The organism is Kitasatospora sp. NPDC088861 (assembly GCF_044750105.1).
Lineage (GTDB): Bacteria > Actinomycetota > Actinomycetes > Streptomycetales > Streptomycetaceae > Kitasatospora.
The window spans coordinates 426,423-451,463 of sequence record NZ_JBIVJF010000005.1; the positions used below are offsets into that span (position 1 = coordinate 426,423).

The 25,041-nt window shown below is 72.9% G+C and carries 18 protein-coding genes and 1 pseudogene; 7 read left to right on the forward strand and 12 right to left on the reverse strand.

Annotated features, from left to right (window positions below; genetic code table 11):
* Positions 1-37: 37 nt before the first annotated feature.
* On the reverse strand, positions 38-367 hold the full coding sequence (locus ACIP37_RS13145; RefSeq protein ID WP_363582638.1) for a hypothetical protein: 330 nt from the start codon (positions 365-367) through the stop codon (positions 38-40).
* A gap of 261 nt (positions 368-628) precedes the next feature.
* Here ACIP37_RS13145 and ACIP37_RS13150 point away from each other — a divergent pair, with 261 nt between their 5' ends.
* Positions 629-2,224 carry a YDG/SRA domain-containing protein gene (locus tag ACIP37_RS13150; protein WP_363631352.1) on the forward strand — a complete coding sequence of 532 codons (1,596 nt, stop codon included), beginning with the start codon at positions 629-631 and terminating at the stop codon, positions 2,222-2,224.
* A gap of 161 nt (positions 2,225-2,385) precedes the next feature.
* Here ACIP37_RS13150 and ACIP37_RS13155 read toward each other — a convergent pair whose 3' ends face one another.
* The 7 genes from ACIP37_RS13155 to ACIP37_RS13185 all read right to left on the reverse strand — a co-directional run bounded on the left by ACIP37_RS13155 (position 2,386) and on the right by ACIP37_RS13185 (position 9,443).
* The gene (locus tag ACIP37_RS13155) at positions 2,386-2,766 is read right to left on the reverse strand and encodes a VOC family protein (protein ID WP_363582641.1); all 381 of its coding nucleotides are present in this window, start codon (positions 2,764-2,766) and stop codon (positions 2,386-2,388) included.
* Positions 2,767-3,040: 274 nt separating this feature from the next.
* The gene (locus ACIP37_RS13160; RefSeq protein ID WP_400805753.1) at positions 3,041-3,994 is read right to left on the reverse strand and encodes an STM4011 family radical SAM protein; all 954 of its coding nucleotides are present in this window, start codon (positions 3,992-3,994) and stop codon (positions 3,041-3,043) included.
* Complete coding sequence (locus ACIP37_RS13165; RefSeq protein WP_400805751.1) at positions 3,991-5,322, reverse strand: STM4012 family radical SAM protein; 1,332 nt, start codon at positions 5,320-5,322, stop codon at positions 3,991-3,993. Before ACIP37_RS13165 ends, ACIP37_RS13160 begins: the two co-directional genes overlap by 4 nt.
* Positions 5,319-6,263: an STM4013/SEN3800 family hydrolase gene (locus tag ACIP37_RS13170; RefSeq protein WP_400806145.1), complete on the reverse strand. Its 945-nt coding sequence runs from the start codon at positions 6,261-6,263 to the stop codon at positions 5,319-5,321. Before ACIP37_RS13170 ends, ACIP37_RS13165 begins: the two co-directional genes overlap by 4 nt.
* A 47-nt stretch (positions 6,264-6,310) precedes the next feature.
* Positions 6,311-7,450, reverse strand: coding sequence for an STM4014 family protein (locus tag ACIP37_RS13175; protein WP_400805749.1), 1,140 nt, complete (start codon positions 7,448-7,450; stop codon positions 6,311-6,313).
* Between the two features lie 15 nt (positions 7,451-7,465).
* Complete coding sequence (locus tag ACIP37_RS13180) at positions 7,466-8,407, reverse strand: STM4015 family protein (RefSeq protein ID WP_363631346.1); 942 nt, start codon at positions 8,405-8,407, stop codon at positions 7,466-7,468.
* Between the two features lie 79 nt (positions 8,408-8,486).
* The gene (locus tag ACIP37_RS13185) at positions 8,487-9,443 is read right to left on the reverse strand and encodes an STM4015 family protein (RefSeq protein WP_400805747.1); all 957 of its coding nucleotides are present in this window, start codon (positions 9,441-9,443) and stop codon (positions 8,487-8,489) included.
* 201 nt (positions 9,444-9,644) lie between these two features.
* Here ACIP37_RS13185 and ACIP37_RS13190 point away from each other — a divergent pair, with 201 nt between their 5' ends.
* Together ACIP37_RS13190 and ACIP37_RS13195 are read left to right on the forward strand one after the other, a co-directional pair.
* Positions 9,645-9,971 (forward strand): hypothetical protein, encoded by a 327-nt coding sequence (locus ACIP37_RS13190; protein ID WP_063350717.1) that lies wholly within the window; start codon positions 9,645-9,647, stop codon positions 9,969-9,971.
* A gap of 187 nt (positions 9,972-10,158) precedes the next feature.
* On the forward strand, positions 10,159-11,277 hold the full coding sequence (locus ACIP37_RS13195) for a DUF6745 domain-containing protein (protein WP_363631342.1): 1,119 nt from the start codon (positions 10,159-10,161) through the stop codon (positions 11,275-11,277).
* An 85-nt stretch (positions 11,278-11,362) separates the two neighbouring features.
* Here ACIP37_RS13195 and ACIP37_RS13200 read toward each other — a convergent pair whose 3' ends face one another.
* Positions 11,363-11,815, reverse strand: coding sequence for a hypothetical protein (locus tag ACIP37_RS13200; RefSeq protein ID WP_363631341.1), 453 nt, complete (start codon positions 11,813-11,815; stop codon positions 11,363-11,365).
* Positions 11,816-11,868: 53 nt separating this feature from the next.
* Positions 11,869-12,651 (reverse strand): class I SAM-dependent methyltransferase, encoded by a 783-nt coding sequence (locus ACIP37_RS13205; protein ID WP_363631339.1) that lies wholly within the window; start codon positions 12,649-12,651, stop codon positions 11,869-11,871.
* Between the two features lie 415 nt (positions 12,652-13,066).
* On the opposite strand from ACIP37_RS13205, the gene ACIP37_RS13210 reads away from it, so the two are divergent.
* Complete coding sequence (locus ACIP37_RS13210; protein ID WP_363631338.1) at positions 13,067-13,900, forward strand: methyltransferase domain-containing protein; 834 nt, start codon at positions 13,067-13,069, stop codon at positions 13,898-13,900.
* 387 nt (positions 13,901-14,287) lie between these two features.
* Here ACIP37_RS13210 and ACIP37_RS13215 read toward each other — a convergent pair.
* A pseudogene (locus tag ACIP37_RS13215) lies at positions 14,288-14,838 on the reverse strand (hypothetical protein); the annotation flags it as partial.
* 362 nt (positions 14,839-15,200) lie between these two features.
* On the opposite strand from ACIP37_RS13215, the gene ACIP37_RS13220 reads away from it, so the two are divergent.
* Complete coding sequence (locus ACIP37_RS13220; RefSeq protein WP_400805742.1) at positions 15,201-16,634, forward strand: hypothetical protein; 1,434 nt, start codon at positions 15,201-15,203, stop codon at positions 16,632-16,634.
* 235 nt (positions 16,635-16,869) lie between these two features.
* On the opposite strand, the gene ACIP37_RS13225 is transcribed toward ACIP37_RS13220, so the two are convergent.
* Positions 16,870-17,856, reverse strand: a complete 987-nt coding sequence (locus ACIP37_RS13225; RefSeq protein WP_363631331.1) for a helix-turn-helix transcriptional regulator — start codon at positions 17,854-17,856, stop codon at positions 16,870-16,872.
* Positions 17,857-18,140: 284 nt separating this feature from the next.
* On the opposite strand from ACIP37_RS13225, the gene ACIP37_RS13230 reads away from it, so the two are divergent.
* The gene (locus tag ACIP37_RS13230; protein ID WP_363631329.1) at positions 18,141-18,344 is read left to right on the forward strand and encodes a hypothetical protein; all 204 of its coding nucleotides are present in this window, start codon (positions 18,141-18,143) and stop codon (positions 18,342-18,344) included.
* Positions 18,345-18,841: 497 nt separating this feature from the next.
* A complete protein-coding gene (locus ACIP37_RS13235; protein WP_363582665.1) occupies positions 18,842-25,036 on the forward strand; it encodes a DNRLRE domain-containing protein in 6,195 nt (2,064 codons plus the stop codon).
* Positions 25,037-25,041 lie beyond the last annotated feature (5 nt).

Genomic DNA, 25,041 nt, shown 5'->3' on the forward strand with positions numbered 1-25,041 from the left:
GGACGGGGAACGGGTGTGGTGTGGTGTGGTCGTGGGTCTACCGTCGGGGCGGCGGGCTCATGGGGCTCGTGGGACTCCGCCCGATGAGCGTGTTGAGCACGTTGAGGGCCGCCTTCTTGCGCTGGGCCTTGCGCGACCAGACCGCCGGGCAGACGACCCCGAAGAAGAACAGCAACACCACGACGAGGCTCGGGGCCGCCGAGATGATCGCGATGGTGTTGTTGCTCTGGAATCCGGCCGCGACCGGGCCTGCGCCGGTCGCGGCGACTCCGGCCGGAGCGAGCCAGCGGGGGCCCGGTGCGGGCGGTGCGGTGCCCGTGGCCTGGGCGCTTCCGCCCGACGCGGGAATCCCCGTACCCTCGTGCATGTAGTTCTCCGGGTGTTGATGGGGCTACGAGTGATGACGGCTTCCTGTTGACGCAGGGAGCCGTCGCTCCGTTGTGGGGCGTACGGCTCGTACCGACAGTGGCTACGATGACAGAGCCGTGGAAGGCCAAAAAACCGCAGAAAACATCGCGGGACTTGAGAAAGTTGATGTTGGTCCAGGTCAGAGGCGCACTGGCGTCATCGATGTGACTCACATCACAGGAAATGGGAGAGGAACTGTGAGGAATCTCACGGTGGGGATATGGCGCGCAGGCTCCCGCTGAGTGGAACGGGCCCGCTGGTCTCCTTCGCCCGCGAGCTCCGCGAACTCAAGGAACGCTCCCGGGGCACGGTCGAGACGGTCGTCGCGCGAGGCGCCTCGCGGACGGCGGTCTACGCCGCCCTGAACGGATCCCGCCTGCCGAGCGCCAAGAACCTGGACGCCATGGTCGAGGCGTGGGGCAGCGGCAGCGAGCTCGAACGGCGGCAGTGGCACGACCGGCGACGTTCCGCCGAGGAAGGCCTCGCGGAGGCGGCCCGGCGGCAGGGCGCGGCGACGGCCGGCCGCACACCCGAGGAGGAGGACTTCACCCGCGCGCTGCGCGGACTGTGGAGCAAGGTCGGCGACCCGTCGACCGAACGGGTGGCGCGCCACTGCGACCTGAGCGCGCGAACCCTCGACTCCTACCTGGACGGACGGACCATTCCGACGGAGTCGCGGCTTCGCGAACTCTTCGACGGGCTGTCCGCGCTGCGCGCCGATGACAGCGCCTGGCTGGCGGCCACCCGGGACACCTTCATCGGGGAGGTGCTCTTCCGCGCCCAGACGGCGCGGCAGGAGGAGCGGGCGAGGGTCAGGGAACTGGCCACGGCCCTCCCGGAAGGGCAGGCTCCCGTCGAGTTCGGCCCGTTCCCCGACGGCATCGGGCCGGTGCCGGGCGTACGACTGGGCCAGGAGTTCGACAACCGGCGGACGCTCTCGCTGGCCGGTGTGCACCGGCCGCTCCAGGCCGGTATCTGCGGTCTGCGAGAGCTCGGCGCGGAATCGATCGTGGTCTCCGGTGGGTACGAGGAGGACGAGGACCTCGGTGATGTGATCCTCTACACCGGGGAGGGCGGGCGAAGCCCGCAGACGGGGCAGCCGGCCCGGAACCAGCAGCTGACGCGCGGCAACGCGGCCCTGGCGACGAGCGCGGCGACCGGGGCCCCGGTTCGCGTGGTCCGGGGAGTCACCACCGCGACCCGCTCCTTCTACCGCTACGACGGGCTCTTCCGGGTCGAGGACCTCTGGTCCGAGACCTCCTCCGACGGTTTCCTCGTGTGGCGGTTCCGCCTGGTCGCCCTTCCCCCGGCCGAACAGGCTGCGGCAGTCGCCCGGGTATCGGATCGGGTGACGGCTCAGGTAGCGGCTCCGGTGACGGATCGGGTGACGGCTCCGACGGATGAGGACGGTCGGGAGGCGGGGCCGGTCCGATCCGCGACATCGATCGAGCGCGTCGTCCGGAACACCGCGATCGCCACCCACGTGAAACGTGCGCACGACTACACCTGCCAGGTGTGCGGTGTCCGCATGGTGGTCCCGGGCGGCGCCTACGCCGAGGCCGCACACATCACGCCCCTGGGGAGACCGCACCACGGGTCGGACACCGTCGACAACGTTCTCTGCCTGTGTGCCAACCACCACGTGCTGTTCGACTTCGGCATGCTGATCGTCAACGACGACCTCACGGTGGTGAGTCGCGACGACAGCTCCGTGCTGGGCCGGCTGCGAGAGGCGGCGGATCACGTCGTCGACCGGAAGCGCCTCGCGGAGCACCGGCTGCGGCACGGGGTTCCCCGGCACGAGGGCATGCGCTGACCCCTGTCCGGGCCGGGCAGGAGCAGAACCGGTTGTGCTGGCCCAGCCGTTGCGGTGAGGGCCGGTCGTCCGGCGGTCGCGAGGCTGCTGCCCCGCCCGCTCGTGGTGAGCGGGCGGGGCAGCGGATTCGGCCCGGGGGGGGTGGGGATTGGGGGGTTGCGCTACCGGCTGACGGACTGGGCCAGGCAGAGGATGTTGCCCTCGCTGTCCTTGAACCAGGCGGCGCGCAGGTTGTCGCGTTCGGCGATGCCGTTGACGGTCTTCAGCCCGGGGAAGTCGTACTCCTCGAACGTGATGCCGCGCTCACGCAGGGCCGACATCGCGCCGTCGAGGTCGGCGACCTTGAAGCTGGCGAGGGTGTGGGCGGCCTGTCCGCCGCTGGGGGTGTGGTAGATCGTGAACTGGGTGCCGCCGCAGTCGCAGACCAGTTCCTCGTCGGTCTCCTCGGCGAGCTTGAGGCCGAGGGTGTCGGTGTAGAAACTCCTCGCGCGGGCGAGGTCGGCGGCGGGGATGACGGCCTGCAGTGGTGCGTCTCCAAGCATGGTGCTTCGCCTCCTCCTGCTTCCAGGCTAGGGACGTTGGCGGGCGGGCGCCCACGGGGGCGGGGGCGGCGATGGGAAGTGGTGGGCGGCGGCGGGGCGGGCTGGAGCCGGCGGAGCCGGGGCGTGTGCGGGCGGTCGCCGGGTGTCGCCGCGCTCGGAGAGGTGCGGTCGAGCGGGACGAGCGGGGCGCGGAGGGTCCTGCACGGTCGTTCGTGTGCTTTCGCGGGTGGCGGCCCCGTCCGGCAATCGGGTTGTCGCGTCCCGCCGCCCGGTCTCAGCCGCGCTGTGGCCAGTCGTGTGGCACCCGCTCCAGCACGCCGGCGCCGAACAGCTCGTACAGCGGCAGGGTCTCCAGGTGGACGTAGCCGATGTGGCAGTCGCAGACCGGCAACGGGCAGCCGCGCGCCCGCAGCTGGGTGCGGTAGGAGCCGTCGTACAGGTTGCCGAGGACATCCCGGACGAAGTGGCAGCGGCGGACGGTGCCGTCGCCGTCCACGGAGAGCACGGACTCGCCGGTTCGGCAGGGGCGGTCGGCGCTGGGGTGGGCGTGCCGGCTGTAGCCGAAGTGCGGGTCGACGGCTGCCCAGTCTGCGGCCTCGGCGTCGGTGTAGGTGCGGCCTTCGGCGGCGTTGACCCAGAGGTAGACGCCTGCGGCGAGTTCGGCGCGCAGCCGGCGGGCCTCGGCCAGGTGCTCGGGCTGGCCGACCACGCCGACGCTGTAGCGCACGCCCATGGCGTCCAGCTCCCGGCACTTGGCGAGGAAACGCTCCCGGGTGACCTGGCCGGGGTGGTACGTCACCCAGAGCGCGAGGGTGTCGGGATCGGCGTCGGCGAGCCAGTCGGTCCGGCAGCTGAGGTTGGTCTGGATCGCCACCCGGCGTACGTGCGGGAGCCGACTCAGCTCGACCAGCGCCCGTCGGTACCAGGACCGCACCAGGCCCTCGCCCCAGGGCGTGAACAGCAGGGCGAGGGTGTCACCGCTGCCCGCCCGGCCGGCCGCCCAGCCGGTGAACCGCTCCATGGCCGCGCGGTCGGCGCGCAGTTGATCGGGTGTGTCGCGGCGCTTGGCGAACGGGCAGTAGGGGCAGTCGTAGTCGCAGGAGGCGAGCGGGCCACGGTAGAGCAGGGTGAGGTCGCGCCCGCGGTCGGCCGCGTCGGTCGGTGCGCTCTCGGCGCTCGGTGTGCGCGGTGCGGGCGGGGTGGTGGACGGCAGGCCGAGGAAGGTCATTTCGCCTCGTAGGCCGTCATCAGGGCCCGGACCTCGGGCGAGAACAGCATCGGCCCGGCCGCGTCCGAGTGCGCCAGGCCCTCCGGGCTGAGCACCAGGCGGTCCCGGTCATCGGCGAGCCAGCCGCGCGCGGTGAACTCGGCCAGTTCCGCCGGGAAGTCGGCGGCCGGTGTGCTGCCGAACCGGGCCCGGTAGTCGGCCAACGGCATGCCCTCGGCTTGGAGCAGCGACTGCACCAGGTGCCGCCGGCGTGGTTCCCCGCCGCTCATCCGGTGCCCCACCTCGGCGTGGTGGAAGTCCTCGGTGGCGACGAAGTCGTCGATGATTCCGCGCACCTCGGTGGCGTTCACCGCGTAGTCGAAGGAGTAGTGCAGCCGCGAGGTGTAGGAGCGGGCGCCGCAGCCCAGGCCGACCATGCCGTCCGTCTGGCAGGCGTACTCGCTCGCCCCGGCCTGCGGGGAAGCGGCGCGGCGGAACATCCGCATCGACACCTGCTGATAGCCCTGGGCCAGCAGGTGGTCGCGGCCGGTGCGGTAGAGCGCGAGCCGGCGGGTGTCCCAGGCGGAGTGGCTCTCCTGCTCGCCGCGCCGGGCCAGGCCGGTGAGCGGGCGCACGTAGAGCGGGTAGAGGTACAGCTCCTCGGGCTGCCAGGCGAGCGCGGCGTCCAGCGAGTGCAGCCAACTGGCCTCGGACTGGCCGTCGATGCCGTAGATGAGGTCGATGTTGAGCACCGGGAACCCGGCGGCACGGATCCGGTCGAGGGCGGCCTCCACCTCGGCCCGCTTCTGCGGGCGCACGGCGGAGCGGGCCTCGGCGTCGACGAAGGACTGTACGCCCAGGCTCAGCCGGGTGGTGCCCCGGGCGGCCAGGACCTCCAGCCGGTCGGCGGTCGAGGTGGCGGGGGAGGCCTCCACCGAGAGCGGTATCGCCCGCAGGTCGGCGCCCATCCGCCGCTCGGCGATGTCGCACAGCCGCTCCAGCTCGCGGGCCGTCAGGTAGGTGGGTGTGCCGCCGCCGAAGGCGGCCAGCGCGAAGCGCGCGCCTTCGTCCAGCGCGGTGCGGACGTCCACCGCCTGGCGCTCCAGGGCGTCCAGGTACGCGGTGGTCAGGCCCTCGGGGCTGCCGATCCTGGTGAACAGGTTGCAGAAGCCGCAGCGGACCTCGCAGAACGGGATGTGCAGGTAGAGCGAGAGCGCGTCCTGCGCCTCGCCGGCCCACAGCTCGCGCAGCCCCGGGCGCTCGGGCAGCGGGCGGTAGGCGGTCTTGTGCGGGTAGGCGTAGACGTAGGACTGGTAGGGCGAGTCGGGGCGCGGGGGTGCGGTGGTCATGCGCGCTCCTCGGTGGTGGTGGTGGTGGCGGTGGTGGCGGTGGCAGGGACGGCAGCGGCGGCTGGGCTGGCCGCAGGAGCTGCGGGAGCTGCGGGAGCTGCGGGGGCGGCGGGGTCGGCGGGGTCGGCATCGGGGACGGCCGCGGGGATGGTGAAGTGGGCGTACGGGACGGTCCAGACCACCTCGTGGCCGATCCGGTGCCCGGTGTAGCCGTCCTCGCCGTACGCCGTGCCGTGGTCGGAGCAGACGATCGCGAAGCAGGGGCGGCGGGAGCTCATCGCCGCGAAGAGCCGGCCGATGTGGGCGTCCACGTACTCCAGGGCGGCGGCGTGGCTGGCCCGGGAGTCGCCGTGCTCACGGGTGGCGCCGGGCAGGTGGAACCAGTTGGGCTGGTGCAGCGCCGAGACGTTCAGGAACAGGAACAGCGGTTGCCCGGCGGGCTGTTCGGCGGCGACCCGCTCCGCCCGGGCGACCTGCTCCTCGAAGGACGTCGGGGACGGCACGCCCATCCCGGGATCCCAGTGGCTCTCCTGGAACAGGCCGGGCAGTACCGAGCCGAGCGGGCCCTGCTTGTTGAAGAAGCCCACGCCGCCGATGCAGACCGTCCGGTACCCGGCGGCGGCGAGGGCGGTCGGCAGATCCGGTGCGTCGAACACCCAGGTGCGCGGGGCGGTGCTCTCGGAGCCGGCGAAGCGGGCCGCGAACAGGCGCGGGTGGGGGCCGTCGGGGGAGGCCGGGGTGGGCAGGAAACCGGCCAGGATCGCCTGGTGGGAGGCGTAGGTGAAGCTGCCGGGCGCGTGCCGGCGCTCCCAGCGGCCGCCGGGGAGGAAGGCGGCGAGGTGCGGGATCCGGCCTGCGGCGGCCAGCTCCTCGGCGACGTCGAAGCGGAGCGTGTCGAGCGTGACGAGCAGCAGGTCGTGCGTGCCGACGACCGCGCTCATGTCGGGGGTCGGAGCGGGAGCCTGGGTGTGGGGGGAGGTCTGGTGGTTCATCGGGAGGGTTCCGTGATCTGGTGGTCCGTCGGGGTGGGGAGGGGCGTTCCGGTGGTGCGGCCGGTGGCCCCGGTGAGGGCGGCGAGCTGGGCGCCGTAGGTGTCGAGGCCCTCGGCGGGGCCGCCGGGCAGGCCGGTGAGGTTGGGGAGCAGGTCGCCGAAGGCGTTGACCTCGCCGACCAGGGCGCGCTGCCAGCCGGCCGTGGGCAGGATGTCGACCCCGACCATCAACGAGCCGGGGAAGCAGGCCGCCGCGCGCTCGGCCGTCTCCAGCAGGGCCGGCCATGCGGGCCCGGCGGCCTCCCGGGCCAGGTCGAGGCTGCCCCGGGCGCCGCCGAGGTGCAGGTTGGTCATCGGTTGCGCGCTCGTGCGCACCACCGCGTGGGTGGCCCGGCCGGCGACCACCACCACGCGCAGGTCGGCCGAGCGGCCGGACTGCGCGGCCTTCGGGATCCACTGCTCGACGTGCAGCCCGTCCGGTGCCAGCCGGTCGATGATCTCGGCCACCTCCCGCTCGCCGCGGTACTGGCGGACCCGCAGCGAGTTGTGCAGCAGCCCGTCGGCCAGCTCGACCGAAGTGGTGGCCAGGACCTGCCCGCGCGGCCCGAACTGCAGGGCCGTCACCCCGGAGGCGGAGGAGCCGTGTGCGGGCTTGACGAAGACTCGTCGCAGGCCGGCTGTGGCCAGCCGCCCGCGCAACTGCTCCCAGCCGGTGACCTCGCCGCCCAGCGCCCGGGGTACCGGCACCCCGGCGGCGGCGAGGAGCGCGTGTGCCCGCCGTTTGTCGAACATCACGGCGATCTCCTCCGGATCGCCCAGCAGCCGTACGCCGGGGCGCCCGGCCAGCTCGCGCAGCGCGGCCGTCACCCCTGCGTACCAGGCGGCCGTGCCCTCGACCCGGGTCGGTGCGTAGGACGGGCCGAGCGCCGGGCCGCGCAGCAGTTCGTCGACCAGGGCCTCCTCGCCGGGCGACTCGATCCGCAGCAGGCCGTCCTCGGGCAGCCGGTAGTCGCCGCGCAGCACGTCCAGCCAGGGCAGGACGGCGGGCTCGGGCAGCCCGGCGGCCTGGGCGGCGGCGGCGAACAGCGTCACCCGCCGGTGCCCGGGATTGCCGAGGACGGTCAGCCGCGGTGTCATCGTGCCGTCACCCGCCTACTCGGCGACCGCGACGTAGCGGTCCCCGTCGTCCTCGTCCTCGTCGGGGTCCTCGGCCTCGGAGAGGTCGAGCGCGACCCCGGGCAGGGCCTCGGTGAGGCGCTGCTGCATCTCCTCGCCGACGTAGTGGTGGTGCAGGTCGAGGGCGCGCAGGTGGGTGAGCGGCTGGCCCTCCAGCAGGGCGGCGGCGCCGTCGTCGGAGAGCACGCCCATGGACAGGTCGAGCGACTCCAGCCGGGCCACCACGGGCGCGTGCGCGACGGCCGAGGCGATCTCGTCCTGGAACTCGCTGTTGGCCAGCCCGAGGTGGCGCAAGCTCGGGAGGCGGGCGCCGTCCAGGAAGGGGGCGAGGTCGTCGATCGTGGCGTCACCGCCGTACTCGTCCACGCCGAGCCAGAGCGTCAGGCGCTCCAGTGCCGGCAGCTCGGAACCCGCCACCGCCCGCACCACCCGGGCCGGCAGGCCGCCGGCCTCGAAGCGCAGCGCGGCCAGCCGGTCGTGCCGCACGGGCTGGAGGCTCAGGTCCGTGCCGCCGCGGACGGTCAGCTCGGTCAGCCCGGGGAAGGCCGTCAGCAGGGGGGTGACGTCGCCCATCTCCATCCAGGAGATCTCGCACTCGTCGTAGGTCACGTCCCCGAGGAAGAGCGCTTCCAGGGCGGGCAGGCGCTCCGCTTCCGCGGTGATGGCGGCGACGGTGGCGGCCACGGAGACGTAGTCGCCGCGCCACCAGGGGCCGATCACCAGGGCGCGGACTCCGGCAGGGTCGACGGTGTCGAGGAAGGTCTGCCAGAGCTGCGCGAAGTCGTGCTTCGCGTCGTAGTCCAGGGCGAGCCGCCAGGCGACCGAGCCGGCGGCGGGCGGCGTGCGGGTGCCGTCGTCGGGGGTGAAGTCGTGGATCGGCAGGTCGTGGAAGCGGTCGGGGTGGAGGGAGACGGTCATGTCGGTTCCAGACGGATGGGCGTGGTGGGCTGGTCGGTGCGGCGGTGCGGCGGCGTCGGGCGCGCGCGGTCGGTGACGGCTACTCGGCCACGGCGACGTAGCGCCACCGGTCGTCGGGCTTTCCGGCCTCGGAGAGGTCGATCTCGACGCCCGGCAGGGCCTCGGTGAGGCGCTGCTGCACCTCCCCGGTGAGGAAGTGGTGGTGCAGGTCGAGGGCGCGCAGGTGGGTGAGGGGCTGGCCCTCCAGCAGGGCGGTGGCGCCCTGGTCGGTCAGCACGCCCATGGCGAGGCTGAGCGACTCCAGCCGGGCCACCACCGGCGCGTGCGCCACGGCGGCCGCGATGTCGTCCTCGAACTCGCTGTTCTGCAGGCCCAGATGGCGCACCGCGGGGAAGCGTGTGCCGTCCAGGAAGGGGGCGAGGTCGTCCAGCGTGGCGTCGCCGCCGTAGTTGTCGACGCCGAGCCAGAGTTCGAGCCGCTCCAGGGCGGGGAAGTCGCAGCCGGCCACCGCCCGCACCACCCGGGTCGGCAGGCCGCCGGCCTCGAAGCGCAGGGCTCGCAGCGCCTCGTGGCGCACGGGTGTCAGCTCCAGGTTGTTGCCGCCGCGCACCACCAGCTCGGCCAGCTCGGGGTAGGCCGTCAGCAGCGGGGTGACGTCGCACATCTCCAACCAGGAGATCTCGCTCTCCTCGTACGTGACGTCGCCGACGAAGAGCCCTCGCAGCGCGGGCAGCCGGCCCGCCGCCTCGACGATCGCGGCCAGGGCGGCGTCGAGTTGCTCCGGCTCGTCGGAGAACCACGGGCCGATCACCACGGCCGTCACGCGCTCGGTGTCGACCGTGTCGAGGAACTGCCGCCAGCGCTCGGTGAAGGCCTCCTCAGAGTCGTAGTGCAGGCCGATCCGCCAGGCGGCCGACGCCGGCTCCGGCAGGGTCACGGCTGCCGCGTCGCCGCCGTCGGCGGCCTCGTCCAGGGCCTGGACGAAGTCGAAGACCGGGAGACCGTGGAACTGCTCGATGTGGTGGTTGACGGTCATGCGCTGCTCCTCAGGGGTCGGGGCCGAACACGTGTCTACCAGTCGGGTCCGACAATCCGGTGGCCGGGTGGCGGGCCGGGCGCGTTGTCAGACTCATGCCCTACGTTCTGGTCGTGGCTCCGGAACGTGACCGCGAACAGCGCGGCGGAGCCCGGGATTCCGGCAGCCGCCGGGGTCCGGCCGTACGGCGAGGGAGGACTGATGTACCGCCAGGGCGATGTGCTGATCGTGCCGGTCGAGGAGGGCGCCGTGCCGCCCCGGGTGGCCGCGCTGGCCGTCCAGCCCCGGGACGGCCGGGGCCGGATGGTGCTGGCCCTCGGGGAGGTCACCGGCCACGCGCACGCCGTGGTCGGTCCCGGGGAACTGCGCCGGGAGGCCGGTCCGTTCGGCGCGGGCTGGCTGCACCTGCCCGAGGGCGGCCGGGTGGTGCACGAGGAGCATGCGGCGATACCGCTGCCGAAGAGCTGGTACCGGGTGGTGCGCCAGCGCGAGTACACCCCGGGCGCAGTGCGGGTGGTCGCGGACTGACGCGGGGCCCGACGAGCGGACCGGTGGCTGATGGGCGGGTGACCGGGCGTCGGGCGACGGCAGGCGGCGCGCAGACGGGTGGGCGGGCGCGGCGTGCAACGCGGAACGTGCAGCGTGGAACGCGCAGTGCCGAACGGAACGGAAGCAGGCGGCCGGGCGGGGAGCCCGGCCGGGAACGGAGCAGACGATGGAGACGACGATTCCCGACCGCCCGGCGGGCGCGGTGACGGCCGGGCCCGCCGAGGTGACGGCCCGCTGGCGGGCCGCTGCGGCGGCCACCGGTCCGGCCGACCGGTCGGCGGCCGAGCACGCGGTCCGGGCCGCCTACCGGGCGGCCGGGCTGCCCGAGCCCACGGCCGTCCGCTGGTTCGGCTCGCCGTTCGCCGCCGCCGAGGCGGCGTTGCAACTGCGGGCCGCCGGCGCGGTGAGCGTGCGCGAGGCCGTGCGCACCGGGCCCTGGGAACAGGCCCGGCGGCGGGCCGTCGAGGAGGTCGGCGCGGCCGGGTGGGCGGCGCACTGGGCACTCACCGGTGGCGAGCTCGGCCCGGTCACCACCCCGTTCGCCGACCGCATCCGCACGGCGGTCCTCGACCGGCTCGCCCCCGAGGTCGACCGTGAGGAGGCCTCGGACGACGTGGCCGCCGCCGCCCGCGCCCGGCGCACCACCGTACGGCTCGCCCTGCTCGACGCCGTGCGCGGCCAGCACGACGCTCCCTGGTTCGCCGCCTTCGAGGCCGCCTCCGACGCGGCCGGGGGCAGCGCCGAGGCCGTCGCGCCGCTCGCCGGGGTGGCCCGCGAGGCCGGCTGGTGGTGGCCGTACCAGGACGTCGCGCTGGTCAGCGAGCGCCCCGTCGCGCTGCACCGCGACGAGGCCGGGCGGCTCGACCGGGCGGACGGCCCCGCCCTGGAGTACGCCGACGGCTTCGCCCTGCACGCCTGGCGCGGCATGCCCGTGCCCGCCGAGTTCCTGGCCGGGCTGGCCGACGTCACCGTCGAGCGGATCCGCACCGAGGCGAACGCCGAACTGCGCCGCGTCCTGCTGGAGCACTACGGCTACGAGCGCTACCTGGCCGACTCCGGGGCCGAGCCCATCCACCGCGACGAGACCGGCGTGCTCTGGCGGATCACCCTGCCCGACGACGAACCGGTGGTCATGGTCGAGGTCGTCAACTCGACCGCGGAGCCCGACGGCACCTTCCGCACCTACTGGCTGCGCGTCCCGCCGAGCACCCGCACCGCCCGCGCCGGGGTCGCCTGGACCTTCGGCATACCCGAGTCCGAGTACCACCCACAGCGCGAGACCTGACCGGCCCGGCCCCCGGCGCAGGCCGCTGAGCTGCGAATCTCGGCCGGCCGCTCCCGCCGCCGCCCTCGGCGGGCTGCGGGACAGGTCAGGGTGGGGTCGGTCCGACGTTGCGGACCCAGACGGGGAAGGGCGTCATGGCGTTGGGCGCGGTCTGGTCCGACGGGTTGGTCCCGGCTGGCCGTCGGTCGTTCAGGAAGCTCTCGACGACCGGAGCGAGGTCGTCGGAGGTCAGGTAGGTGCCGCCGAACGGCAGTTCATCGACGGCCACCGATCCGGTGGAGCAGCGGAGTTGATCGACCTGTTCGTCGTGCCACACGTAGAAGGTCGCCACCCCGGCGAAGCCCAGCGCATGGATACGGAGCCGGATGGCCTGAGCGGTCCGTTCGAAGGCGGCGACGACCTCGGTCACGGACAAGGATCGCTTGTCCTCGTCCTCCGCGCTCAGGTACCAGGTGTTGGTCCGCCACTCGACCCGCCGGTCGCTCGGCTCCAGTACCAGCGGTTCGTCCGCTATTTCGGCGATCCATGTCAACAGCACCCCGGAATTGTCCCGGCCGGTGCGGATCGCGCAGTCGTCGGGGTCGGCCGGGATCAGGGGGCGCGGGCGATGAGCACGGGTTGGAAGAAGCCCGTTCGGGCGGGTGGTTGCCAGCGGGAGGCGGTGAAGCCGGCCTCGGAGGCGAGGGTGGTGAGCTGGGACTGGGTGAGCGCCCAGTAGGTGGAGCGACGGATGTCGGTCTGCCAGTGGCCGGTGGCATCCGGGGTGAGGCGGAAGAGCTCCAGGTCGTAGCGCTCGCCGTCCTCGTGCCAGTGCCAGAGCTGGAAGATGACGGACCGCAGGCCGTCGCGTTCGCTGGTCTGGGGCGGGGTGGAGGCCGGGCGGGAGCGGCGCAGGTCGTCGTAGGGGCGGGTGGTGAGCAGGAGCAGACCGCAGGGGCGCAGCACGCGGCGCATCTCGGTGAGGGCGGTGCGGACGTCCTCGGGGGTGAGCAGGTGGGGGAGCGCGTTGTCGGCGCAGACGACGACGTCGAACCGGGCGTCGGCGAAGGGGAGCCGGCGCATGTCGGCGGCCGCGGTGGGGAGACGGAGGCCCCGTCGGGCGGCTTCGGCGGCGGCCCGGGCGGCGGACGCCGGGCTGAGGTCGGTGCCGGTGACGCGGTGGCCGAGGGCGGCGAGGCCGAGGGACTGGGTGCCGATGCCGCACGCGCAGTCCAGGACGTCGACCGGGCGATCGCCGAGGCCGGCGCGGATCAGGGCGTCGAGGCTGGCGCCCTGGCGGGCGACGGAGGCGTCCCAGTCGGGGTAGAGGAGGTGGTACCCGGCCGCGAACTCGTCGTAGAAGCGGCCGACGGGGGACTGTGGGGAGGGGGTCATGGCGTCGGAGGCTCCACGGTGGAGAGAGGGGTGAAGAGCGGGCACGACGGGCGTTGACGTGGGCGAGGTGGTAGGCGGGGCCCTCGCCTGCCCGTTCGTCACGCCGTCATCCTCGCCCAGTCGTACCGGGGGCGGACACCGGTTTTCCGAGGGCGGGGAACGATGGGGCGGCACGGTGGAACGAGTGCCGAACGAGTATCCGTCGGGCGGGACGGGATGCGTCGAGCGGCAGTGCGGGGAGGTGCCGGCTGTGCTGGCCGCCTTCGAGGCGGACGGCGGAGGTTCGGAGCCGGTGACCGGGCTGATCGCGGCAGGCGGTCTGCGAGTGGTCCGGGGAACCGCCCTGCGGTACGAGGGGATGACCCGGAGGGTGAAACGGTTCGCCGGGCGGGCGGGCCACGGGGATGATGCCGGTATGCGCACCTTCGAAGAGCTGATCGCCGAGGCCGAGGCGGTGTCCGTGGACGGCTGGGACTTCTCCTGGCTTTCCGGCCGCGCCACCGAGGAACGGCCGTCCTGGGGCTACCAGCGGCTGCTGGCCGAGCAGCTGGGCCGGGCCTCGGCGGCCTTGGACATCCAGACGGGCGGCGGCGAGGTGCTGGCCGGCGCGGCCCGGCTCGCCGCCGCGAAGCCCGTCGCAGGACAGCCCGTCGCAGGAAAGTCCGCCCCCGGCGCGCCCGCCCCCGCGCAGCGCGGAGCGCTTCCGGCCACCATGGCGGCCACCGAGTCCTGGCCGCCGAACGTCGCGCGCGCCACCGGCCTGCTGCACCCGCTGGGCGTGGTGGTAGTCGCGGACCCGGACGAGCCGCCGCTGCCGTTCGGCGACGGGGCCTTCGACCTGGTCACCAGCCGTCATCCGGTGAAGGCCTGGTGGTCGGAGATCGCCCGGGTGCTGCGGCCCGGCGGTACCTACTGCGCCCAGCACGTGGGGCCGGCGTCCGGCTTCGAACTGGTTGAGTACTTCCTCGGCCCGCAGCCCGAGGCACGCCGGGCCCGCCGCCCGGAGGACGAGAGCGCCGCCGCGCGCGACGCCGGGCTGGAGGTGGTGGACCTGCGCTCCGAGCGGCTCCGGATGGAGTTCCTCGACATCGGCGCGGTGGTGTACTTCCTGCGCAAGGTGATCTGGATGGTCCCGGGCTTCACCGTCGACGCCTACCGGGACCGGCTGCGCGAGCTGGACGCCCGGATCCGAGCCGAGGGCCCGTTCGTGGCCCACTCGGCGCGTTTCCTGATGGAGGCGCGCAGGTAGATCGACTGATCCGGTGTCCGCATCGTACAGATATGGAAGAGTCGAGGGAAGTCTGGAAGGTCCGGCTGGCCGCCCCTGCCAGTGTGAGCACCGTTTGTCCGGGAGACAGCTCGAAAAGTGCTCTGAACTGGAGAGATGTCCCGTGCAGTCCCGCGTCGAGAGCGATTCGATAGGTGTTGGGCGGCCTGCTCAGCCAGTGCGATGGGACCCATGGGCCTCCAGCTGGGGGCCTCCGCGGGTAAGGGTGCTGACAGTGGCCGAGTCTCGCGTCCGGGCTTGTTGGGCAGGGTCTGCTCGTACCTATGCTGACCTCTTGCTGACCATATCTGATGAACCATCAGATATGCGCTGTGGCTCACAACAGGCCGGGCAGGCCGGCGGTGGTGGCGCGGCGAGGATGGCGACCTGGCGGCCGTCGAAGATGCGTTGGCCGATGCCGGGGTGTTCCTCGATGTGGTGCAAGGCGTCCGTCCAGCGGCCGGTGGAGGTGAGGGCGCGGGTTCCGTCGGCGATGATGACCCGCCACAGCCACTGGCGGACTTCACTGCGCTGCTCTCCGGTCTCGGTGAGGTGGGCGGGGACGGTGATGCCGTCAAGGGAGGACTTGGTGGCGGTGGTGACGGCGCGGTAGAGGCCGAGGAGGAGTTGGCGGCCGCGGCGGTGGTGGCCGGCGCGGATGTGGAGGCGGGCGAGGTTGACGATCGGCTCCAGGCCGCGGATGGCGCTCGTCGAGGGGAGCGGGCCGCGGGTGAGGTAGAGGGCGGCGTGGCGGTGGCACAGGTCGCGGGCGTAGTCGGGCAGGGCGAGGTCGGAGGCGAGGAGCGCGGCCTGGTTGAAGACGGTGGAGGCGAGGCCCGGATCGTTCTGCCGGGGGCCGTGTCGGCCAGCCCGGTGAGTCGGCCGACACGGGCGTCGAGGGGTTCGAGAGGACACCGCATCGCGCCCGTACCCGAGGCCTGGCGGTGCACGGCTCCGTCACCGAAGTCGAGTGACGCTTCCACAAGCACCACTCACGGATCCTCGCGATGAGCTCTTCATCGGGCCACGCCGCGGATTCGGGTCACAACCGGCACGGTGGAAGCAGCCGGTGACATCGATCCGAGAACGTGGACCCGTCGAGTGCGGGACCGGCGGAAGTCCCGGCGCCGATGGTCTTGGTTGGGCTGCAGGCTGCGCTGGTCACCTGCGTGAGCGCTCCCGGTGGCGGTCCCGGCACGTCGGGCATTTCCTGGAGGGGGCGAGCCGATCGTCAACCATCTCGTCCAGGACAGTTGACCCAGGGAGTATGTGATGCCCGCCGATGCGTCAGGGCCGGATCCGGGGGGGATCGGGGGACGCGCGGCCGCCGGACGGCAAGGGCGAGCGGTCGGCTCACGGCGGGCGGCCCGAGCCGGCCGAGCTCTCGACGGGCGAACGCAGTGAGCTGGACCAGCTGCGGCACCGTCTCAGCGCCCTGGAGGCGTCCGCACAGCCGTCAGGGGACCGGCACCACCGGCTTCGTACGTCGGGCGCGGTCGTCCTGATCGTCATCTCCTCTCTACTGGCGCTGCTCTCGGTCATCGCGGTCTGGACGAACTCGATCGTCGGCGACACCGACCGGTACGTCGCCACGGTCGCGCCGCTGGCCGGCAATCCGGATGTCCAGGCCGCGCTCACCGATCGGGTCACGTCGGAGGTCCTGGCCCAGATCGACGTGAAGGCCGTGGTGAACGAGCTGTCCCAGGCAGCCGTCCAGCAGGGTGCGCCACCCGAGCTCGGCAAGCTGATCGGCGGCCTGAGCGGGCCGATCACCAGCGGCCTCACGCAGTTGGTCAGCACCACCGTGAACAAGGTGGTGACCAGCGATCAGTTCGCGACCCTGTGGGTCGACGCGAACCGGGTGGTGCACTCCTCGCTGGACAAGGCGCTGACGGGCAAGGGCGGGGGAGCGGTCTCGCTGGAGAACAACCAGGTCGCCATCGATATCGGGCCGATCGTCGCCAAGGTCAAGGACCAGTTGGTGAGCTCCGGCTTCGGACCCGCCGCGAAGATTCCGGAGGTGCACACCAGCTTCGTGGTGTTCGCCTCGAAGGACATCGGCAAGGTCAAGAGCTACTTCCGGCTTCTGGAGATCATGGGGTCCTGGCTCCCGGTCATCGCGGTGCTGATCGCCGCGGCCGGCGTGTTCACCGCCGTGAACCGGCGTCGCGGCCTGATCGGTGCCGCCCTCGGGGTGGCCGTCGCCATGCTCCTGCTGGGAGCCGTGCTGACGGTCTTCCGGTCGTTCTACCTCGATCACCTGCCGCCGGGGGCATCCCAGGCCGCCGCCGGCGCGATCTACGACGCACTGATCCGCTTCCTGCGCGCAGGCATCCGGGTCGTCGGCGTGACGGCGCTGGTGGCGGCTGCCGGCGCGTTCCTGATCGGCCCGTCCAGGGCCGCCGTCGCTGTCCGCAGCGCCTGCAGCTCGTCGATCGGCGCGTTGCGCGAGGTGGCGACGTCACACGGCATGCGCCTCGGGCCGGTGGGCCGCTTCGTGCACCGCTGCAAGCTCTGGATCGGCGCCGCCATCCTGGTTGTGGCAGCGGTCGTCCTCGCCACCTGGAACTACCCGACGGCGGTCGTGGTTCTGTGGATCGTCGTCGTGGTGCTGGCCGGGTTCGCGATCCGGGAGTTCCTGGATTCCGAACCGGGAGGCTCCCCTCCGGTGCCGTCGGCACCCACGGTCGAAGGCGGCCCATCCGCAGGTGGTTGAGGCTCCGGGACCAGGGACGCGACGCCGCGCCCAAGACGCTGCCGGCAGCGTTCAGCGCGGATCGGCACCAGTGCCGGGTGCGCGTCTGCCGCCTCCCCGAAATGCTGCCCGTGCAGTCGGGATGCGTCTCGGCAGGAGTGTTCGGGGTGTGGTGGTCGCCGATGTGCAGCTGCTCCCGGAAGCGGTTCTCGTTTCGGAAGCCTCTCCGTGACCGGCCTCCGCGCCTTCGGCCCGGTCAGAGCCAGCCGCGCCGGGCGGACTTCAGCCCGGCCTCGAAGCGGCTGGCGGCTTCGAGGCGTTCCATCAGGGCCGCCATCTGGCGCCGGACGGTGCGGACCGAGACGCCGAGCCGCTTGGCCACCGCTTCGTCGGTGAGTCCGGTGGAGAGGAGGCGCAGGACCTCGCGCTCGCCGGGGCTGAGGCCCACCGGCTCCCCACCGGCGCGGTCGTCGGCGATCGGGACGGCGGCCTCCCAGGTCCGTTCGAACAGGGCGACCAGTGGGGCGACGATCCCCGGCTCCCTGGTGCACAGGGCGCCGGCCCGGGTGTTCTGCGGGTCGATCGGTACCACCGCGGTGCTCCGGTCGAAGACCAGCATCCGCGGCGGCAGGACGGGAGCGGTCCGCACCTCGCCGCCGAGGCCGACCAGCCAGCGGGCGTAGCCGAGGGTCGCCGGATCGTCGTGGACGCTGTCCTGGTAGATGGTGCGCAGGCCGACCCCGCGCAGCAGGGCCTCCTCGTCCAGGGGGCGGGAGGCGGCCAGGCTGGCCGCGGACTGGGCGCCGCCGGGCATCACCGCCAGGGCCTCGGTGGTCAGCCGGGCGCTCAGCATCTCCAGCTTCTCCTGGATGGCGTCCAGCCCGACGAGCCGTTCGCGGACGCCGACCGGGGTGTCGGTGCGCAGCGTCGCGTACGCCGCCAGGGCGCGTGCGACGGCCGCCTTGGAGGCGGCAAACTCCTGCTGACGGCAGGCGAGTTCCTCTTCCTGTCGGCGCAGCAGGAGGTCGAGCCCGCGTTCCGGGCTGACCGGTCGCAGCGCGCCGGGCCGATCGCGGGAGGCCCGGAGCAGGGTGAGGTCCGCGAGCCGGTCGAGGGCGGTGTGCACGGCGGCCTCGGGAAGCGCGAGCCGGTCGCAGATTTCGGCGATCCCTCCGTCGGGGTCGGTGAGCATTTCCCGGTAGACCGCTTCCGCGGTGGTGTCCAACCCCAGCAGTTCCAGCATTCCGCGCCCCCGATCCCCGTGGTCGATTCGGTATTCCCGATCGGCCCGTTGTCGATCTTTCCGCCGGGTGGACACCCTTGCAAGGCCTGATCCGGTCAACGCCCCCGCCCAGGTCGTCCGGGCCTCTTTGCAGCAAGCTGCCTGGCCTGATCCTGCCTGCCGGATCCGCTTCCCGTGACGGTTCGTGGAGGGGAGGATTCGCCGTGCGCGCTCTCTCGCCAAAGCCCGGACACCCAGAATTCCGGCGCCCTCGCCCTGGTTCCCGCACAGAACAGGACTCCGTCGTGTCCGTCCGCCCGCTCGCCACCGTCCTCGTGTCCCTCGCCCTCGCCGCCCCGGTCGTCCCCGCTCTCGCCACCCTCGCCGCCTCCGCCGCCTTGGCCCTCGCCGCCGGGGGTGCGGGCGGCGGGATCGGCTGGGACGGCCCCTCCGCCAGGTCGATCGGTTGGGACGCCCCGCCTGCCGCCGAGGCCTCCGGGCGGTCCTGACCTCGGTGTTACCGGTCCACCTGGCCCTGTCGGCCGGTTCCGCCTGGCCGTCGGGCGATGCGGTCGCCGCGAAGGTCCAGGCCGCCCTGTGGTCGTGTGCCGGTCCCGGCGGCGGCCTGGAGCACGCGCGCCTGCGCCGTCGTCGGCGGCGCAGGCCTGGTGCTCCACGTCCGCGCTCTTGACGGGACGGCGGCCCGTTCGAGGGCGTGGGCGCTGGTGGCCCGGGCACGGGCCGCCAGGGGTCGGCATCCGTTCGATCCGCGGTAGCCGGGCTCGAATGGTTTCCAATCTTCCGGACGGTTTTCGATCGATTTCGACCGCCTGGCAATTTGGCTGATTCATTGCGATTGCTTTGCTTCGCCATGACTCTCATGGGCTCGTCATGTCGATTCTTCCTCTCTCCTCCAACGACCGGCCCTCCCGAACCGCCGGCCCTCACCCGACGAACCGTCGACACCACAAAGAACCGTCACCCACACAGACCATCGAGGAGTTCCATGCCACGCCCCACGGGCGAACCGCCACGGCACCGGGCCGCAACCGGCGCGCCGTCCCCCTTGCCGACCCGCCGCCGTACCGCGCTGCGCAACACCGCCGTCGCCCTGGCCGTGGTGCTCGCCGCCGAGTCGGCCGTCGTCATCATGACGACCGGTCAGGCCGTCGCCGTCACCACGGAGCAGGCCCCGCGGCCCACCCGGTCCCTGGGCCCGGCCGAGGCCAAGGACCTCGCCACCGCCCACCTCAAGGCCCGGCTGGAGGACCGTCGGATCGAGGTGGTCGACGAGCGTACCGAGTCCACCACCACCTGGATCAACCCGGACGGCACCACCACCCTGGACGTCGCCTCCGGGCCGGTCCGCTACCAGGACGCGGCCGGTCGCCTGCAGCCGATCGACGTCGACCTCGCCCGCCAGCCTGACGGCAGCGTCAAGGCCAAGGGCCACCCGCTCAACCTCGCCCTGGCCGGCGCCACCCCGCCCGCCGCCGTGTCGGCGTTCAAGGCCGCCGGTGCCCAGGCCGGGGACCAGAAGGCCCCGAGCACCCCGCTGGTGTCGCTGGACAACGGCAACGGCACCGCCATGTCGCTGTCCTGGCGCGGTGCCCTGCCCGCCCCCACGCTGGACGGCGCCCGCGCCCGGTACGCGGACGCGCTCACCGCCACCGACCTCGTCATCGAGTCCACCCGCACCGGCTTCGAGCAGTTCCTGGAGCTCAAGGACCGCTCGGCGGTGGCCGCCAACGGCAGCGTCACGCTCACCCTCGACGCGGACGGCCTCCGGGCCCGGCAGAACCCGGACGGCTCGGTGTCGTTCCTCGACCCGAAGACCGGCCAGGAGGCCGGCCAGCTCCCGGCGCCGGTGATGTGGGACGCGCAGGTCGACGAGCGCAGCGGCGAGCACACCCGCACCGCGCCGGTCGGGCTGAAGGTCACCCAGGACGGCGACGCGATCGATCTGACGCTCACCCCGGACGCCGCCTTCCTGACCGACCCGAGGACCGTCTACCCGGTGACCGTCGACCCCGCGGTCAACATCGGCGTCGGCTTCGACACCTTCGTGCAGCAGGGTTACGGCACCGACGTCTCCGCGCAGACCGAGCTGAAGCTGGGCAACAACGGCTCCGGCCAGGTGGCCCGCTCCTTCCTGCAGTTCCCGATGGCGAAGATCAGCGGGAAGCAGATCACCGGCGGCAAGCTCAACCTGTGGAACTTCCACAGTTGGTCCTGCACGGCGAAGAGCTGGGAGGTCTGGGACACCGGCAGCGCCACCACCGCCACCCGCTGGACGGCGCAGCCCAACTGGAACCGCAAGTGGGCCACCTCCACCGCGACCAAGGGCTACTCAAGCTCCTGCAACGACGGCTGGGTGAACCAGGACATCACCGCCCTGGTCAAGGCCTGGGCCGGGAACGGCAACGCCAACAACACCCTGGGCATCCGGGCCACCGACGAGGCCGACCCGTACGGCTGGAAGAAGTTCAACTCCGGCAACGCGTCGTCCAACACCCCGTACCTGTCGGTGACGTACAACACCCCGCCGGCGGTCTCCACCCTGGTCTCCCCGGCGAACGCCGCGCTGACCAACGAGGCCAGGCCGACGCTGTCCGCCAAGGCGACCGACCCGGACGGCGGGAACATCGCCCTGGACTTCGAGGTCTGGACGTCCACCGGCACCGCGGCGCTCCAGTCCGGCCGGACCGGCCTCGCCGCCTCCGGCTCGACCTTCACCTGGACGCCGGGCACCGCGCTGGTGCCGGGCGCCTACAAGTGGCGCTCGCGGTCCTGGGACGGCACCGCCAACAGCGCGTGGTCGGGCTTCCGCACCTTCACCGTGGACACCACGGCGCCGGGCGCCACCACCGTCTCCTCCACGGACTTCCCGGCCGGCCAGTGGGCGGGCTCCCCGGACGCGAACGGCGACTACAGCGGCACCTTCACCTTCACCCCGCCGACCAGCGACGTGAAGGACGTCCAGTACCGGCTGGACGGCGGCGCCTGGGCGACGGTGGCGACCACCGGCGCGCCGGTCTCGGCCAAGCTCACCTTCAAGGCCGGGGCGCACAAGGTCACCGCGCACACCCGCGACGCGGCGGGCAACGTCTCCGCCGACAAGACCCACGCCTTCTACGCGGGCAAGGGCTCCGCCCTGGTGGCCCCGGGCCCCGGCGAGCGCCCGGCCCGCCGCACCTCGCTCCAGGCGGAGGGCAACAGCACCTACACCGGCGTGCGCTACCAGTACCGCCGCGGTGAGACCGACGCCTGGAAGGACGTGCCGGTCGCCAACGTAGCCACCACCGACGGCAAGCCGGTGGCCGCCTGGCCGTTCGCCGCCTCCGCCGGCAAGCCGGCCGCGCTGACCTGGAACATCACCGACACCCTGGCCGAGAACGGCCCGGTGGACGTGCGCGCAGTGTTCACCGACGGCACCGCCACCGACGCCACCGAGCCGACCACCGTCACGGTCGACCGGCACGCCGGCGACGCCCCCGAGACCCCGGTCGGCCCCGGCCAGGTCAACACCCTCACCGGTGACCTCACGCTCTCGGCCACCGACGCCCAGGGCTTCGGCCTGAGCGCCGAGCGCTCGTTCTCCTCCCGCCGGCCGCTCAACGGCTCGGCCCAGGAGGGCCAGGCGGCGATCTTCGGCCCGCAGTGGAGCTCCGGCACCACCGCCGAACTCACCGAGACCGCCTACTCCTACGTCCGCCAGACCTCTCCGACCTCGGTGTCGGTGGTCTCCTCGGCCGGCGGTGAGATCGGCTTCACCGCGACCGGCGCGGGCGGCTGGAAGCCGGAGCCGGGCGCGGCGGACCTCACCCTGAGCGGTGCGTTCACCGGCGCCTTCACGCTGAAGGACACCGCCGGTACCACCGTCACCTTCGGCAAGGTCGACCCGGCGGCCACCACCTGGCAGGCCACCGGCTCCTCGCTGCCCAGCGCCGACTCCACCACCTCCGTGGTCTCGGAGAAGGTCGTGGCCGGCGGCCGGACGCTGGCCCGCCCCAAGTACGTCATCGCGCCGACCGCCGGGACCGCCTCCGCCGACTGCGCCGCCGCGCCCGCCACCGCTGGCTGCCGCGTCCTGGAGTACGTCTACGCCACCGCCACCACCGCCACCCCGGCCGCCCTGGGCGACGTGGCCGGCCAAGTGAAGCAGATCCGGCTGTGGTCCACCGAGCCCGCCGCGAGCAGCGCCACCCCCGTGGCCGTCTCCCAGTACGCCTACGACGAGCAGGGCCTCCTGCGCGAGGTCTGGGACCCGCTGATCAGTCCCGCGCTGAAGACCGTCTACACCTACGACGCCGCCGGCCGGGTCGCCACCGAGGCCCAGCCCGGAGAGTTGCCCTGGACGCTGGAGTACGGCAAGGCCGGCAACGCCGCCACCGCAGGCGAGGGCATGCTGCTGGCCGCCTCCCGGGCGACCCTCAAGCAGGGCAGCAAGGACGTCACCGACGGCGCCGCGACCACCTCGATGGTGTACGACGTGCCGCTGTCGGGCGCCAACGCCCCGTACCCGCTGGGCCCCTCCGACGTCGCCGCCTGGGGCCAGAGCGACGCCCCGACCGACGCCACCGCCGTACTGCCGCCCGACGCCGTACCGGCGGGCCACGACGGCAAGGCCCTCGGCACCGCCGCCTACGCCCGCGCCTCGGTGACCTACACCAACGCCTCCGGGCGCGAGGTCAACATCGCTACCCCCGGCGGCGGAATCGTCACCACCGAGTACAACGCCCACGGCAGCCCGGTGCGAACCCTCTCGGCCGAGAACCGCATCCTGGCCCTGGCCGCCACCGGTGAGGGCCTGGGCAAACTGCGCGCCCTCGGCATCGCCGGCCGCTCCACCGCCGACCGCGCCCAGATGCTGTCCGCCCTGTCGGTGTACTCGGCGGACGGCAAGCGACTGGTCGAGCAGTACGACCCGCTGCAGCTCGTCACCCTGGAGCACGACCTGGCGGCCTCCGGCACCAGCCCCGCCCTGGTCGCGGGCGACGAGGTCCCGGCCCGCGCCCACACCGTCACCACCCACGACGAGAACCGCCCGGCGAACGCCGCGGTCAGTGACCGGGAGACCTCGGTCGCGGTCGGCGCCAGGATCGAGGGCTACGCCGCCGACGCGGACGTGCGCACCACCGCCACCGGCTACGACTGGGCCCAGGGCCTGCCCACCCGGTCCGTCCAGGACCCGATGGGTCTGAAGATCACCACCGCCACCGGCTACGACGCGAGCGGCCGCGTGGTCTCGCAGTCCCGCCCGAACTCCGACGGCTCGGACGCGGGCACCACCGTCACCACCTACTACGGCACCGGCGCCACCGGCTCGTGCGCGGGTCGCCCGGAATGGGCCGGGCTGGTCTGCTCCACCGCCCCGGCCGCGGCGGTCACCGGAGGCAGCGCCCCCGCGCAGCTGCCGACCAAGACGTACCAGTACGACCGCTGGGGCAACGTCACCGTCCTCACCGAGTCCGCCAACGGCGTCACCCGCACCACCACCCGGACCTACGACGGCGCCGGTCGCCCGACCAAGGTCTCCGTGACGGGCGGCACCGGCACCGCCGTGCCCGACACCGTGTACGGCTACGACCAGGCCACCGGCCAGCCGTCGACCACCGGCAACGGGACGGCGACCGTCACCCAGGGCTACGACCGGCTCGGCCGCCCCGTCTCCTACGACGACGGCGCCGGGAGCGTCACCACCACCGAGTACGACCGGCTCGACCGGGTGGTGAAGAAGTCCGACTCGGTGCCCTCCACCGTCACCTACGGCTACGACACCGCCAAGGACCCGCGCGGCCTGCCCACCAGCATGACCGATTCGGTCGCGGGCACCTTCACCGCCGGCTACGACGTCGAGGGCCGCCTGGTCTCCCAGACGCTGCCCGGCGGCAACACCCTCACCAGCTCCTACGACAGCCGGGGCATCCAGACCGGCAAGACCTACGCCACCCAGGCCGGGACCGTCCTGCTCGCCGACACCGCCGGCTTCACCGTCCACGGGCAGCAGGCCGGACGCACCCAGACCGACGGCAACAGCACCAGCGAGGACTACACCTACGACGCCGCCGGCCGCCTGTTGAAGGCCGTCTCCGGCAACGGCCTGGACTGCGCCACCCGCAGCTACGCATTCGACCGGAGCAGCAACCGCACCAAGCGCACCACGGTCGGCGACGACTGCGACCCGGCCACCGCCGACGCCGTCACCACCGCCGAGAACCACGGCTACGACGCCGCGGACCGGATCACCGACCCCGGTTACGCGTACGACGCCTTCGGCCGCACCACCACGCTGCCCCGGGGCACCCAGCTGAGCTACCACGCCACCGACCTGATCCGCAGCGAGACGCTCGGCGGAACCCGCAAGACCTGGGACCTGGACGCCGCGGGCCGCCTCGCGACGGCCACCACGGAGACCAGGGGCGAGGACGGCACCTGGACCGTCACGGCCCGGGCCACCCACCACTACGACGGCACCGACGACAAGCCGACCTGGACCAGCGAGGTCAACGGCAAGCTCACCCGCAACGTCACGGACCTCGGCGGTCAGCTCGTGGCCGCCACAGGTACCGACGGCGGCGCGGTCCTGGTCCTCACCAACCTGCACGGCGACGCCTCGGTCCAGATGTCGCCCGACGGCACCCAGGACCTCGCCGTCTACCACTACGACGAGTACGGCAACGTCGCCGACGCCACCGGCACCACCGAGTACGGCTGGCACGGCGGGGAACTGCGGGCCAGCGACTCGCTCAGCGGCCTGATCCTCATGGGGGTCCGGGTCTACGACCCGGCCACCGGCCGCTTCCTCCAGACCGACCCGGTCCTGGAGGGCTCGCCGAACGCCTACGGCTACCCGGTCGACCCGATCACCATGGCCGACCTCGACGGTCTGCGCTGGCTGAAGAGTTGGAGCGCCACCATGAGCAAGGCGGGCGCCGCCCGCGTCGCCAAGCTGCTGAAGAACACCGGCTCGATCAGCAGCATCATCGGCCTGATCGTCGGACTCTTCCCGCACTTCGTGGCGAAGATCATCGGCGGCATCCTCAAGGCACTCGGCTTCCTGGTCAAGAGCATGGGCAAGGGGATCGCGGAGGCCAACAACCGCCGGGGCAGCAAGGGGGTGATCCTCACCCTCGGCATCTGGCAGAAGCACTACTGGACGCTGCCGTACCCTCGGAGCGAGATCAAGACCAGGTACTGAGCCCG